The organism is Salinarchaeum laminariae, assembly GCF_023204835.1.
Classification (GTDB): Archaea; Halobacteriota; Halobacteria; order Halobacteriales; family Salinarchaeaceae; genus Salinarchaeum; species Salinarchaeum laminariae.
Genome location: NZ_CP096270.1, coordinates 929883 through 944312 on the forward strand (window position 1 = coordinate 929883; position 14430 = coordinate 944312).

The window sequence follows — 14430 nt, forward strand, 5'->3', positions numbered from 1 at the left end:
TACCAACTATGCCAGCCGCTCCCGACGTCTTGCTCCTCCACCAGGCAGCTCACGGCGAAGCCAAGATTCGGCCGCTACTCGAGGACGAACTCCCCGACGACGCCGAACTCGTCGTCGCCGAAGACGAGGCCGACTCCCTCGAAGCCATCGCCGACGCCGAGATCGCGCTCACGTTCGCGCTGACCGAGGACCAGGTAGCGGCCGCCGAGGACCTCGAGTGGGTCCAGGCGATGAACGCCGGCGTCGACGACTACCCCACAGACGCGCTCGCCGAGCGTGGCGTGGCGCTCACCAACAGCGCCGGCATCCACCGCGAGCAGATCGGCCAGCACGTCCTCGGATACATGCTCTACTTCGAGCGCCGGTTCGACGAGGGCATCCGCCAACAGCGCGCCGGCGAGTGGGATCACTACGATGCCGGCGAGCTGGGCGACGAGACGCTCGGGATCGTGGGCGTCGGTGCGATCGGCGGCCGCGTCGCGGAGCTCGGACAGCTGTTCGGGATGGACGTCGTCGGGACGAAGCGCGACCCCTCGACGGCGCCCGAGGCCGTCGACGAGTGCTACCCGTCGGAGCGCCTCGACGCCGTCCTCGATCAGGCCGACTATCTGGTGCTCGCCTGCCCGCTCACCGACGAGACGGAGGGTCTGATCGGAGGCGAGGAGCTGGCGCGGCTGGACGAGGGGGCAGTTCTGATCAATATTGCTCGCGGGCCGGTCGTAGACCAGTCGGCGCTGATCGACGCGCTCGACGACGGCGACCTTCGCGGTGCGGGTCTCGACGTCTCGGATCCGGAACCGATGCCGGAGGACTCGCCGCTCAGGTCGATGGAGCACGTGATTACGACGCCGCACATCGCCGGGTCGACGCCCCACTACTTCGACCGGGCGATCGAGCTGTTCGCGGAGAACTACCGGGCGTACGTGGAGGGCGAAGAGCTGGAGAATCGGATCGTTTGAACGCGGAAGATTGCACGGGATGACGGCTGCCCGAAAACCGGTGAGTGTCCGCTGGAGCGTTTTCAGAGTAGTTCGACGGCCAGCTGTTCAAGCTCATCACAGTGCGAGACTTTGCTCCGAGCAATCGACCCGACTCGACGGGTCCGGCAGGATTGTTCCTCCGCCAGACAGACGCGGTACACCTTCCACCCACTTGGCTCCTCCTTCGTCGCGACGCCGATAGCGGCCCCACAGAGGGGACAGTCCCGACCGTCCAGTCGTCGAACCAGCACGCCAACGCTTCGCTCCGCCTTCGGATTTCAAACTACGCCCCAGTAGATATTTGAAGGCAATCGACAAATCACCAGAACATGGCATACGACGGGGCGTGGCTTTTTCTCGCGCCGTATGGGAACGACGCGGCGCTCGAAAACTTCGAAAACACCGTCGTCGAGGGAATTTCCTCGGAACGAATCAGGCAGTTCAGTGACGATGCGCCGACGGACGGTGACCTCGTCCGGCTGTGGGGGGCGAAGTCGACGTTGGATGGCACCTGGAACGACGTCGATACCGACGACTATCTCCTCTTCTACAGGAACGGCAGCTACACCCACTCGACGAAGGTTCTCGGCACCGAACTCAACGAAGAACTCGGCCGCGAGATCTGGCCGAACTTCGACGACGAACCGTGGAGTCGGATCATCTACCTCGCCGCACCGCACGAAATCGACGTTCCCTCCGAGGAAGTCCACGACCTCGCGGGCTACGATCGTGCATACCCGATGGGATTCAGTCCGCTCAACGAACTCGGGGTCGGTGGGATCAGGGGCCGGTATGGGTCGGTTGCAGCGTTCGCTGAGGGTGTCGAATCTGGCCAGCAGACGCATTCCGAATCCGCCGGGTCCGATGACACTGCGATCGACGTCCGCTCTGAACCGGAAATCGACCTCGACGCCAACATCCTCGACGGCCTTCACTTCCCCGACGACCGCGCCGAAGAGATCCTCGATCAAGTCGCGTCGGCGTTCGACAGCGGGAAGCACGTGATCTTCACCGGTCCGCCTGGTACTGGAAAGACCGAACTCGCCAGGCGGGTATGCTCTGAGATGGTGGATTCGAATCCCGGGATCTACTCGGGTCAACAGATCACCACCGCCACTGCCGATTGGTCGACGTTCGAGACTGTCGGCGGCTACATGCCGACCGAGACCGACGGCGAGAACCTCTCTTTCGAGCCGGGACAGGTCCTCCGCCGCTTCAAGCAGGACGGACGACAGGAGAACGAACTCCTCGTCATCGACGAGATTAATCGCGCGGACATCGACAAGGCGTTTGGTCAGCTGTTTACTCTGCTCTCGGGTCAGTCTGTCCAGCTCCCATACCGCAAGGACGGCGAAGAGATCGTCGTCCAGCCGGCGTCTTCGATCGATAGCACGCCAGCACCGAACGAGTACGTCATGCCCGACTCCTGGCGTCTTATCGCGACGATGAACACCTACGACAAGACGTCGCTCTATGAACTCTCCTACGCGTTCATGCGTCGATTCTCGTTCGTCCACGTCGACGCACCGACGATCCCAGAGGATCGCGAAGAGCGAATCGCTCTGCTCCGGAAGTACACCGACGGCTGGGCCCTCGATCCGAGCGAGGAGACGCTCGACGCTGTCTCTGAAGTATGGCGCGTCCTGAACGGAGGGCGTACCGATCGAAAAATTGGCCCGGCGATCGTTCAGGACATCATTCAGGGCGTCGAACACGGGCCCCATCGCGACCAGCGAACTGCGATCACAGCGGCGGTCGGGAACTTTGTGCTTCCGCAACTGGAGGGTGCTCCACGACGCGAGGCGATCGTTACTCGGCTCTCCCGAATCGAAGCGGTCGACCGGCCGCGGCTCGCAGCTCTCTCACGGGACGTACTACAGGTCGAGATCGATGGATAGGGAGGCGCTCATCGACTCGGTGTCCGAGGATCTGTTCGCCTACGTGATGCACGGCTCGATGCCGGAGGACCACGTCGCTGCACAGATCAAACCCAACGGGCTCGACGAGCGGTTCGAAGACTTCGACTCGCTCGTCGACCTCCACTTCGTTCTGCGGCCAGACGTGGTCGAGTTCGTCGAGTCGCTCCCCCACCGGATCCGGAGCATCAAGACACAGACCAAGAACGTCACGACGGCGAACCGGGGCGAGATATCGGGCCGCATCGACTGGGAAGCGACGATGACGACGCGAGCGTCGAGCGCCCCCGGTGACCGATCGCTGTTCGTCTGTGACACCCGCCACGAGAGCTACGACATCGACGAGAACGTCGTGCTCAAACGACTCCTATCGCTGATCTATACGACCCTTGACGACTCGGAAGCGTATCTCCGTGCCGAGTACGACTGGGTCACGGACCGCTGGCAGGAGAACCTCGAACTGGTGGATCGGCTCCGGGATCTCTTCGAACGCAACGTACACGTGACGCGGATTCGGGATCCGGAAGGGTACGAACCGACCGATCGGATGCTTCAGCGTGCCGAGACTGCCCGCAACGAAATTTATCGAGACGCAGCCTCGCTACTCCGTGACCATCGAGCCAGCCGACGTGGGGACGTCGATGCGATTCGGAATCTCCTCGAACAGACGACGATAACGCCCGACGATGAGGAGACGCTGTTCGAACTGTACGTTCTCTTCCAATACGTTGGGGCGATCGAGGACCATCAGGACGGCGATGCGACGGTCGCGACGATCGAGACTGATCGTCAGGAAGTCGCGCGGATCGAGAACGAAGATGGATCAGATGTCGTGCTCTATCACGACAACTCCGCACGAGATCGAAATCTCTCCTTCGTTCGCGCGCCAATCGAGAAAACCGACGCAGAACTTACTCGATCGGAACGCGTCCGACGAGAGTCCCGTCGGGTCCTCGATCAGTACTTCGAGGACGACGAGTTCCACCTGCACACGAACCGTCCCGACGTCATCGTCCTCGAGATCCAACGCGACGACCGGTTCGAGTATCTGGTTACCGAGGTCAAGCACTCGACGCAAGCGGAGACGATTCACGAGGGAGTTACGGAGACGCTCGAGTATCTGGCGTTCCTCCGAAAGGACGAGGAACTAGTGTACGAGGAGCGGTCTCCGTTCGGCTCTGGATGGAATGGCGCGTTGGTCGTTCAGGACATAGAGGGGCGCCCGACGGCGTCGGTGGACGAACAGGAGACGATCCGGATTCTACAGGCTTCGGAACTCCCGACAGCAATTCCAGAGCTACTGGATCGCGTGCTATAGGCTGTTCGTCCCGACGACCGCTCACTACTTGTTTCCAGTCTGAAGCCACCTCCTCCCCGTCCTCAATAACACGTATTTCCCACTCTGCCGAACGCTCACCCATGGCACACGTCCCCGAATCGGTCCAGCAGTACGTCTGTGTGGCCTGTCAGACCATGCACGCAGGAACGCCGGTCCACGAATCCGGCGGCACGCACAGTTGGGAACCGCCGGCAGTCTGTGGCTCGTGCGGTGACGACGAGCTCGTCCCGGTCGACGAGTGGACGCGTTTCCACGAGTAACATCAGCCCCGACGGTCGGTCGAGGAGTGCAGTTGCCGCTCAGGCTCGCGGTTCGGCGTGATCGTCCGGCGAGGAATCGTCCTTGGCGAACTGGCCGCCGAGGTGGCCGCCGATCGCGCCCAGCCCGCCACCGAGGAGGACGATGAAGGACACCCCGAGCAGCGCCAGTGCGACCGAGACCAATGCGGCCCCGCCCTCACCGATCGCGAGGAATCCGGAGGCCGCACCGCCGGTGACGAACAGCAGGACGACGACTGCGGGAACCGTCGACAACACGCCCGAAGCGGCGCCGACGCTGGCCGTTCGCTCAGATTCGGTTTGCTCGAGGTAGCCGGCGACGAGCCCGCCCAGCACCTGTGAGAACGGGACGAACGACACGACGATCGTGACGAGCGCGCCGAGCAGTGCGTTCGCGCCGTAGTGGCTGACGGGCTCGCCCGCGGCGGCGCGACGGTGGGTGCGCCGGCGCATGAGCACGTAGCCGATCCCGGCGAGGACGAGAACGATGCCGGTTGCGATCAGCCCGAAGGCGGCCCAGTTCGCAAGCGCTTGCGTCATGTCGACCGTCTCGGGGTCGGAGAGCCCCTCGACGACGATGGCTTCTTCCGCGACCGCCTCGCGGATCTCAGAGCGGTCGATCATCGAGAACACGCCGGCTCCGACGAAGATTGCGACGAATCCGAGGATAGCGAAGAATGCGCCGAGGAGCCAGTCGACGAACGCGGGGATATCGCGGTCGTGAGGGCGGGTGTCGTGAGCGGGCTGCTCCGCTGGTGGGGTGGAGGACATCGACCAAAACCTTCGGTTCGTACCGCCTTGAAACTGCCGTCATCACCGCGCGGGCAGCCGGTCTGTCGGCGCGCGCCGGGCTTACCCGGTCCAGGTCAGCACGGTCGCCGCCCAGGTGTAGCCGGTTCCGGCCGCGAGAAACAGGACGACGTCGCCCGCGGCGATGCGCTCTCGCTGCAGCGCCTCGTCGAGGGCGAGGAGCTGATCGGCGCTCTGGACGTGGCCGTACTGATCGAGATAGTAGGCGTCGGTCTCGGGGTCGACGCCGAGTTCCTCCAGCAGCGTCTCGTGAAAGGACCGCTTCATGTGGGTGAGAGCGACAAAATCGAGATCCGATCGGTCGAACCCCGAGCGAGCCAGCGCGTCGTCGGCGACCGCGAGATAGTTCGGGAGCGAGACCGCTCCGAGCCGCTCTTTCATCCCGTCTTGATCGGGCACGTCGAGCGTGTGTCGGCCCGCCTCGACTGACTCGTGGGAGGCTGGCTCCACGGAGCCGCCCGCAGGCATCACGACGTCTCGCGAGAAGGACCCGTCCGTGATCGCGGCGCTCCGGTGGACGGTCGCACGGGTGCGATCGGCGACGCTGCCGTCGGCGGTTCGAGAGTGGGCCGACGCCGCGTCGCCACGATCTGCCTCGAGGACGGCCGCGGCGGCGCCGGAGCCGAAGTTGAACATGAACGAGGATCGCTCGTTGTCGTAGTCGACGAGATCTTCCTCCCGGCTCGCGGCGACGAGCAGCGCCGCGTCGACGTCGTCCGCGAGCAGCTGTGCCCGCACCTGCCGCAGCGCGATCGGTGCGCCGGCACACAGCGAGTAGGACTCGGTGGCGTAGGCCTCGGTCGCGTCGAGCCGCTCGGCGACGTCGGCGGCGGCACTCCAGACGACGTGATCCTTGTACTCGCTGCCGTGGAAGAGGACGAGATCGAGCGACGCCGGATCGATCCCGGCGTCTGCGATCGCCCGCTCGCCGGCCTGCACGCACATGTCGCTGACGTGCTCGGAATCTGGCGGGCAGACCCGCTTCTCGCGTAGGCCCATCTTCTCGACCACGACGTCCTCGGGAATCCCGCTCTCGGCGGCGATCTCGGCGCCGGTGACGATCTGATCGGGCACGTGGACGCCGTAGCCGGTGAGGCTGGCGTCAGCCCCGGTCATCGGCGATCACCGCCCGCGGTCTGGTGGCCGGCGCTGGGGTCGGTCACGAGCCGCCACCTCCGCCACCGCTGCGGTAGCGCTGGATCCGCTCGGGCAGCTTCCGTGCGACTTTGCCGCCCAGCCGCGAGCGGAGCGTCCCGAGGATCCCCTCGGGCACGTACAGCACGAAGAGGATGAACACGATCCCGACGTACAGCCCCGCTCTCCCGTTGAGTAGCAGGTCGATGCCGTCGCCGACGAACGTGTCCAGCGTCGACTCCGAGAGGGTCTCCCTGAGATACTGCGCGAGGCCGTCCTCCGTCGAGAGGAACTCCTCCAGCGTGTTCTGGAAGAGGACGCCGAACAGCGCACCGGCGAGCGTGCCGAACCCGCCGATGATCGCGGCGAGCAGGGCGTCGGCGGTCACGAACAGGTCGAACGTGTTCTCGGGGGCGACCGATCGATTGAATCCGGCGAGGAGTCCGCCGGCGACCGCCGCGAAGAAGGCGCTCATCGCGAACGCGCCCATCTTGTAGTAGAACGTGTTGTAGCCGACGGCTCGCGCCCGTTCCTCGTTCTCGCGGATCGCGATCATCACCTTGCCGTAGGGTGAGTGGATGATCCGCTGCATCGCGAAGTAGCTGACGAGGACGACGACGCCGACGGCGTAGAAGGAGACGTCGCTCGTGCTGAGGTCGAAGCCGGTCCCCAGGAAATTCGGGAACTCGCTACCGATGATCCGACCGATGTCGACGTTCCACTCCGGCAGCGGTCCCCACCCGGGAATGCCGACGGAGACCGGGTTGTTCCCGAGGCTCGCGCCGTCTCGCGGGTTGGAACTCACGTAGTCCCAGTTCCGGATGAACACGTGGGCGACCTCCGCGAAGCCGAGCGTCACCATCGCGAAGTAGACGCCCGAGAGGCGGAAGGAGACCGCGCCGACGATCAGCGCCGCGACGATCGCCAGGCTCCCGCCGACGAGCACCAGCACGAGCAGGGAGTCGATGCCACCGAGGAACGGCACCTTCCCGTTCATCGAGAGCACGACGAGGTAGCCCCCGATGCCGTAGAACATCGAGTGGCCGAAGGAGAGGTAGCCGGTGTACCCCGAGATGAAGTCGAAGCTCATCGCGAACAGCCCGAAGTAGAGCACGGCGACCATCGTCCGGGTCCGCGGGATCAGGAGCGCCAGCTCCTCCCCGATCACCGGCAGTGCGACCATCTGCGTGTAGGCCAGCGGATAGATCGCGAAGAGGACGATCACGGCGATGTGGACGACGTGATCGGCGACGATCGACCGGACGGTCCCGAGCGGTCCACCCGCGTCGCTCTCTGCAGTTGCGTCACGCTCCGCAGCTGCGTCGCTGTCCGCAGTGGCGGCGCTCGCCCCCTCGTCGGCCGGTACCGACGAATCGGGGCTAATGGCCACCCACCTCCTCGACGCCGAACAGGCCCTGTGGACGGACGACGAGCACGCCCACGAGCACCAGGAAGATCACGAGCTCCGGCAGCCCGGAGAACGTGACCACGTCGTTGACGAGCATCCAGGACGCCAGCGCGTCGACGACCGCGACGATCGCCGCCGCGACGACGGTTCCCTTGAAGGATCCGAGACCGCCGACGATGACGACGACGAACGCGATCAGCAGCGTCTCGACGCCGAGGCCGACGCTCGCGCCGTAGCGGGGATCCCACATCAGCATGACTCCGGCCAGCGCCGCGAGCCCGGCGCCGACGCCGAACACGACGGTGAAGGAGCGTCGGACGTCGATGCCAAGCGCCTGTGCCATCTCGGCGTCCTCGCTGCCGGCACGGATGTGCAGCCCGTAGCTCGTTCGCGTGAGGAACCACCACGTCGCGGCCACGACGAGGATCCCCACGACCGCCTCGAACTGGTAGATCCCGCGCGTCGTAACGCCGAGAATCTCGTGGAAGCCGAGGACGTCCGGGCGGGTCCCGGCCGCCTCCGTCCAGTCGACGTTCGGCTGGATGTCCTGGATTTCGAGGACGATCCGGACGACCTCCTCGAAGACGAGCACGAGCCCGAAGGTTAGCAGGATCTGGAACAGCGGCGGTCTGTCGTATATCGGCCGGATCAGCCCGATCTCGATGACGGCACCGAAGGCCGTCACGATCGCGAACACGAGTGCAAGCGCCAGGAAGAAGAATGCGATCGTGACGACGTCGCTGGTCGCCTCCGAGACGAACGTGAGCATGAGCGCGCCGCCGAGATACGCCCCGATCATCGTCAGCGAGCCGTGGGCGAAGTTGAGCACGCCCATCAGCCCGAAGATCAGCGAGAGGCCGGCGGCGATCGTCACGTACACCCCGAACTTCGAGATCGCGTTGAGGAAGATGTCCAGCAGCGTCGTCGGATCGGCGAGCTCCGTGAGCCCGCCGAGGTTGGCCAGCGGCACGATCGCGTCGAGGCCAGCGACCGCGGGCTGGAGGGCAGCCTCCAGCGCGACGATCCCCGTCATGCTGTGAGATACCTCCGAATGCGATCGTCTTCGAGAGAGGCTGCCGCAGAGTCGCCCTCCGCGACGACCTCACCGTGGTCGATGACGTAGAACCGGTCGGTCAGCTCCAGCGCCATCGGCACGTTCTGTTCGACCAGCACGAGCGTCATGTCGTCGGGGAGCGCCTCCAGGGCCTCCACGACCTCTTCGACGATCAGCGGCGCGAGCCCCTCGCTGGGCTCGTCGACCAGCAGGACGTCGTTGTCGCCGACGAGCGCACGTGCGATGGCGAGCATCTGCTGTTGCCCGCCGCTGAGGCTTCCGGCCTCCTGTCCACGCAGCCCTTCGAGGTCGGGAAACCGATCGAAGGCGAGCTGCATGCGCTCTGCGGGATCCGCGTCCGGTGGGATCGCCGCCCGGACGTTCTCCGCGACGGTGAGGTGGGAGAACATGCGGCGCTCTTCGGGTACCCACCCGACGCCGCGCTGGGCGACCTCGTGCGTTGCCATGCCCGTGACGTCCTCGTCGTGGATACGCACGGTCCCCTCCCGCGGCGGCGTGAGCTGGAGGACCGAGCGCAACGTCGTCGTCTTGCCGACGCCGTTCCGTCCGAGCAACGCGACGTTCTCGCCCGCCTCGACGGTGAGCGAGAGCCCCTGCAAAACGTGGCTCTGCCCGTAGTACGTGTGGACGTCGTCGATCTCGATCGCACTCACGCTGTGTCCACCCCGTCGTCCGCGGTTTCCGACCTGTCGTCCGCTCCGCCGGTCCCACCGCCCGATTCGTCTTCCTCGTCACCGTAGCCACCGAGGTAGGCCCGCTGGACGGCCGGATCCGCGCGCACCGCTTCCGGCTCGTCGTCGGCGATCAGCGAGCCCTGGTGGAGCACCGCGATCCGGTCGCTGACGTCCATCACGACGTCCATGTTGTGTTCGACGATCAGGATGGCGTGGTCGGCGGCGACGTCGTCGATCAGCGAGACGATGCGATCGACGCCGTCGCGGGAGACGCCCGCCGTCGGCTCGTCCATCAGGAGGACGTCGGGATCGCCGGCCAGCGCGATAGCGACTTCGAGGTGGCGCTTCTGCCCGTGGCTCAGCGTGTCGGCGACGAGATCGGCCTTGTCGTCGAGGCCGACCCGCTCGAGGATCTGCCAGGCCTCCGCCTCGTACTCGCCGAACGCGCCGGCGTTCCGCCAGAGCCGCCAGCTATCCGTGCCGTGGGCCTGTGCGGCGATCCGGACGTTCTCGAGCACCGTCGACGCCGGGAAGATATTCGTAATTTGGTAGGAGCGGTGGATTCCGAGCCGCGCCGTTTCGTCCGGCGAGGCGTCGGTAATGTCCTGCCAGTCGTCCGCGGCTGCGCCGCTACCCGGACGTCCGCCGCTCCCGCCTTCAGCGACCGCACCGCCGTCGGGCATCGCTTCGCCGTCGGCGCGCTGGGCGGTGGTGTTCCTGGCCCCGCCGTCCGCGGCCGCCCTGCTACCGCCGGACCGGTACTCGACGGTACCACCCGAGGGCACGAGCGTCCCCGTCAGCAGGTTGAAAAACGTCGTCTTGCCGGCGCCGTTCGGGCCGATCAGCGAGACGCATTCCCCGGCACCGAGCCCGAAATCGACCGAATCGACCGCGGTGAGCCCGCCGAATCGCTTGGTCAGGCCACGCGTTCGGAGCAACGTCATTACAGGCTGCAGTCCATGTCCTCGCTATCCGCCGGGAGCGTGACCTGGTCGGCGCCCACCGTCTCGATGGGTTCGCCGGGCATGATCGAGGCGTCCCAGTTGTCCTTCCACTCGTCGGACGTCGGCACCGGGTACGCGACGGTCATGGCCGAACGCGCCTGGTTGTTGTACTCCTGGTAGGTGTAGCCGTCCTCGCCCTTCGGCGTGTCGGCGACGGTCATGCCACGCATCGATGCGGCGATGTCGGCACCCGCTGTGGAGCCGGCGTCGACCACGGCCTGGTGGATCGAGGAGGCAGCGGTGAACGTCCCGGAGGTGAACAGGTCCGGGAGTGTGCCGTAGACGCTGGAATAGTTCTCGACGAACCAGTCGTTGATCGAGTTGTCGTACTGGTTCCAGTGGTAGCGCGTGGTGAACGGCCCGAGGAGGGCGTCCTCCATCTTCTCGGCGGTCAGCGGCGTCCCGAGAACGTTCGCGGCGACCCCGCCGACCGCGTTGGCGGTGATCCGGGTCGCGAAGCCACCGAACATCCGGAGGCCCCAGTCGCCGGCGAGCCCGGTCGAGAGGAACGCCGGAAGCGTCTGGACGGTGAACCCGCCGATGACCGCGTCGGCGTTGGCGTCGACCGCGCTCTGGAAGTGGCCCTCGAACTCGGAGTACCCCTGGGGCACGAAGTCGGTGCCAACGACCTCGACGCCATTTGCCTCCAGCACGGATTTGTAGTTCGCCGCGACCGCCTGGCCGAAGCTGTAGTCCGCGGCCATGATGTAGACGCGCTCGACGTCGGTGTTCTGGGCGACGTACCGACCACCGCTCCGGGCGTCCATCGCCGTGTTCTCGCTGGCCCGGAAGATGTTCTCACCGCAGAACTCGCTACTGGACGTGACGTCCGCGGCGGCCGCGGGACCGACGACGAACGGCGTCTCGGCGGGTTTCGCGACGTTCTCGATGACCCGCCGCGCCGAGCCGGAGTTGGCCGTCCCGAACAGCAGGTCGACCTCGTCGTCCTCGACGAGCGACGTCGCCACGGACTGGGCCTGGTCCGGGACGAACTGGCTGTCCTCGACGATGAGTTCGTAGGTCGTCTCGTCGACCTCGATCGTCGTCGTCCCCGCCGCCGTCACGTTCGGCGGCGCCTCGTCGGCTTTGTAGCCGAGCCCGGAGAGGAACCCCCAGAGGCTCTGGAGGCCGTAGTACTTCACCCCGCCGCTGACCGGCTGCATCACGCCGATCGTGACCGTCCCCGAGACGGTGCCACCCCCACCGTCGCTGTCGCCGGCGATACAGCCCGCGAGCCCGAAGCTCGCAGCCGTCGCCGCGCCACCCGTCGCCTTGAGTACGTCACGCCGCGTGTGATCTGATGCCATGCTAGTAGTATACTAGGCATCCTAGGTGCAAGACGTGGCAGGTTGATATCTCAACCTTGGCCCCGTTTCGCCGCAGTTTCTTCGACTACGCCGGTGTGACCGTTCGCCCGTCGGCCGCGCTCTGCCAGGTGGATCCTTCGCCCTCGTCCCCCGACCGCTCTCGCTCCCACACGCGACTCACTCGTAGGTCGTGGTCATGCCGCCGTCGAACAGCAGATCGCCGCCGTTGAGGTGCGTCGCGAAGTGCGAAAAGCCCAGAACGAACAGGTTCGCGACCTCCACCGGCGTCATCATCTCTTTCGTGCGCGCCTGCCCGAGCATGACGTCCTCGATCACCTCGTCGACAGAAATTCCCCGGCGCTCGGCGGTGTCCTCGAGCTGGTCCGTCACGAGTGGCGTCGCCACGTAACCGGTGCTCACCGAGAAGGATCGGAGGTCGCCGTCGCCCTCCGCGGCGATCGACTGGGTCAGCCCGCGGATGCCGAACTTGACGACGTTGTACGCGACCTTGTCCGCCGTGACGTAGTGGCCGTGGACGGAGGCCATGTTGCCGACGCAGCCGTCGTTGGCCTCGAGATCGTCCCAGAGCTCCCGGGTCAGGAGCACCGGCGCCCGGAGCATCACGGCCTGGATCCGGTCGTAGGCCGGCGTCGGGAACTCGCCGATCGGCGCGACGTGCTGGAGCCCGGCGACGTTCGCGAGAAAGGTGACGTCGCCGAGGTCGCGCGCCGCGTCGGCGATCGAACGGAGATCTGACTCCTCCCGGAGATCCGCCACGAACGGTTCGATCGCGTCGGCAAGCTCCGTTCCGCCGACGTCCTCTGCGCGCTCGACAGTCTCGGCGAGCCCGTCCTCGTCGACGTCCGTCGCGAGCACGGAGAGTCCGTTCACCGCGGCCGCGAGCGCGGTTGCGCGCCCGATGCCCGAGGCCGCGCCGGTCACGACCGCGACCCGGTCGCGAGTGAACCGCTCGTCGTCGATCGTGTGGACGTCCTCGCGAGCGAGTTCCGGCGGCGCGACCTCGGTGCTCATACTGGACTAGAGGGTCGCGTCGACCGTCACAGGGCGGGTTGACATGCGAACCCGGCGTCCGAATCGACTGCTGTTCGTCGCGAATCCACCGTGAGAACTGCCGCCCGAACCACTCCGCGTCGCGGCGAGCCGCGACGCTACCGCGCCCGCCCGGACGGCCCCGTATCGAGCGATTCGAGCGCGTTCACGACCCGTCGGAGCACCTTCCGCTCGCCGCGCCGGAGGTTCTTCGAGACCGCGGTGTCGGACACCTCGAACTCGTCGGCGAGCGTCTGGAGCGTCGCGTCCCTGGGCTGTTCGAAGTAGCCCGCATCCGCCGCGACGGAGAGGGTCGCCCGCTCGGTTTCGGAGAGGTCCCGACAGCCTTCGAGGAGCTCCGCGGCGGCGTTGGCGTTGTCCAGCAGATCGAAACAGTCGTCGAGTGCGAGGACGTCGCGGGACTCGACGGTGAACTCGTTGTTCCGTTCGAGCTCGGAGAGCGCGTCGCTGGCGATCCGTTCGTCGTCGAACCCCACCTCCCAGGTCTCCGAGCCATCGGCGATTCGAAACGGCCCGGTGATGTAGCCGTCGTTTGCGCGGATGACCCCCATCGCGTCGGTCTCCTCTATCACCGTCCGGATGAACGCCGTGTCGTCGCGCTTGCGGAACAGATCGCACTGGGTCATCCCGTCGTGGTTCTGCAGTGCGTCGAGCCCCGTCTCCAGCGTCGATCGGGAGCTACCCTCCACCACGAGCCGCGTCTCGAGCTCCCGGGCCGTCTCGTCGAACTCCCAGTGGACGGCCGCGAAGGAGACCTCGTGATCGTCCGTGGTGGCGATGAACGGGCAGTCGTACTGCTCCATGTCCATCGTGAGGTCGATCATGATCGATTCAAACGTTTGTGAGCGCTTAACGTTGGCGCACGGAGAGGTCTGGTGGATGGTACTGAGTGGTGTTGAATGGTGAGTAGGTTTGGCGGTGCGAGTCGGCCCGAAAGCCCCAGGACGCTCCAGTCGCGCGGCTCGCTGCGCGCTTCACTCCCTTCAGTCGCTGCAGTGCTTGCGTCGCCGGGCTTCCCGGAGCGGCCTGTCCCTTTCGGAGCCCCACCCACCTCACTCCTCCCCAGCCTTCTGCGCTCCTCGCTTCGCTACGGTGCTCGGCCCTCGCGCGCTGGCCGGCATCGGCCGCTCGCCCGCTCCGGGGCTCGCGACACCGTCGGAGCAAGCTCCGACGAGGTTCGCCTCGCTCCGCTCGGCTCACCCACGCCAGCGCGCGCCGGGGCATTCCTGGGAGGTTTCGTGACCTGAGGAAAATTCACAGGGGTGGGGCTCCGGAAGGGGCCGACCGCTCGTCGGTTTAGGCGACGCAAGCACCATAGCGAGGGAGCGAAGCGACTGAGCGAGGAGCGCAGCGAGCGTAAACCGTCGAGCGGGAGGGGGCTTCCGTGGACGGTCGTTGAAGCGATGACTCCAGCTTGAGAATCGACATATTGGC

At 66.0% G+C, this 14430-nt stretch carries 13 protein-coding genes; 4 read left to right on the plus strand and 9 right to left on the minus strand.

Annotated elements, in window-relative coordinates; translation table 11 throughout:
* Nucleotides 1-8: 8 nt before the first annotated feature.
* The 4 genes from MXF70_RS04325 (at nt 9) to MXF70_RS04340 (ending at nt 4495) form a co-directional block, all read left to right on the plus strand.
* The gene (locus MXF70_RS04325; protein ID WP_248517777.1) at nt 9-959 is read left to right on the plus strand and encodes a D-2-hydroxyacid dehydrogenase; all 951 of its coding nucleotides are present in this window, start codon (nt 9-11) and stop codon (nt 957-959) included.
* A gap of 350 nt (nt 960-1309) precedes the next feature.
* A complete protein-coding gene (locus MXF70_RS04330) occupies nt 1310-2878 on the plus strand; it encodes an AAA family ATPase (RefSeq protein WP_248517778.1) in 1569 nt (522 codons plus the stop codon).
* A complete protein-coding gene (locus MXF70_RS04335; protein ID WP_248517779.1) occupies nt 2871-4214 on the plus strand; it encodes a hypothetical protein in 1344 nt (447 codons plus the stop codon). Before MXF70_RS04330 ends, MXF70_RS04335 begins: the two co-directional genes overlap by 8 nt.
* A gap of 101 nt (nt 4215-4315) precedes the next feature.
* Nucleotides 4316-4495 (plus strand): hypothetical protein, encoded by a 180-nt coding sequence (locus MXF70_RS04340; RefSeq protein WP_248517780.1) that lies wholly within the window; start codon nt 4316-4318, stop codon nt 4493-4495.
* 39 nt (nt 4496-4534) lie between these two features.
* Here the strand turns inward: MXF70_RS04340 and MXF70_RS04345 are convergent, their stop codons facing one another.
* The 9 genes from MXF70_RS04345 to MXF70_RS04385 all read right to left on the minus strand — a co-directional run bounded on the left by MXF70_RS04345 (nt 4535) and on the right by MXF70_RS04385 (nt 13820).
* Entirely contained in the window at nt 4535-5284 is a 750-nt protein-coding gene (locus MXF70_RS04345) for a DUF5518 domain-containing protein (RefSeq protein WP_248517781.1), read from the minus strand.
* An 81-nt stretch (nt 5285-5365) separates the two neighbouring features.
* Nucleotides 5366-6439, minus strand: a complete 1074-nt coding sequence (locus tag MXF70_RS04350; protein ID WP_248517782.1) for a 3-oxoacyl-ACP synthase — start codon at nt 6437-6439, stop codon at nt 5366-5368.
* A gap of 43 nt (nt 6440-6482) precedes the next feature.
* Nucleotides 6483-7847 (minus strand): branched-chain amino acid ABC transporter permease, encoded by a 1365-nt coding sequence (locus MXF70_RS04355; RefSeq protein WP_248517783.1) that lies wholly within the window; start codon nt 7845-7847, stop codon nt 6483-6485.
* A complete protein-coding gene (locus tag MXF70_RS04360; protein WP_248517784.1) occupies nt 7837-8898 on the minus strand; it encodes a branched-chain amino acid ABC transporter permease in 1062 nt (353 codons plus the stop codon). The genes MXF70_RS04355 and MXF70_RS04360 overlap by 11 nt, the downstream gene beginning before the upstream one ends.
* Nucleotides 8895-9593: an ABC transporter ATP-binding protein gene (locus MXF70_RS04365; RefSeq protein WP_248517785.1), complete on the minus strand. Its 699-nt coding sequence runs from the start codon at nt 9591-9593 to the stop codon at nt 8895-8897. Before MXF70_RS04365 ends, MXF70_RS04360 begins: the two co-directional genes overlap by 4 nt.
* Nucleotides 9590-10558: an ABC transporter ATP-binding protein gene (locus MXF70_RS04370; RefSeq protein WP_248517786.1), complete on the minus strand. Its 969-nt coding sequence runs from the start codon at nt 10556-10558 to the stop codon at nt 9590-9592. Before MXF70_RS04370 ends, MXF70_RS04365 begins: the two co-directional genes overlap by 4 nt.
* Nucleotides 10558-11925 (minus strand): ABC transporter substrate-binding protein, encoded by a 1368-nt coding sequence (locus MXF70_RS04375; RefSeq protein WP_248517787.1) that lies wholly within the window; start codon nt 11923-11925, stop codon nt 10558-10560. Before MXF70_RS04375 ends, MXF70_RS04370 begins: the two co-directional genes overlap by 1 nt.
* 177 nt (nt 11926-12102) lie before the next feature.
* Complete coding sequence (locus MXF70_RS04380) at nt 12103-12957, minus strand: SDR family oxidoreductase (RefSeq protein WP_248517788.1); 855 nt, start codon at nt 12955-12957, stop codon at nt 12103-12105.
* Between the two features lie 137 nt (nt 12958-13094).
* Nucleotides 13095-13820, minus strand: coding sequence for a helix-turn-helix domain-containing protein (locus MXF70_RS04385; RefSeq protein ID WP_248517789.1), 726 nt, complete (start codon nt 13818-13820; stop codon nt 13095-13097).
* Between the last annotated feature and the right edge of the window lie 610 nt (nt 13821-14430).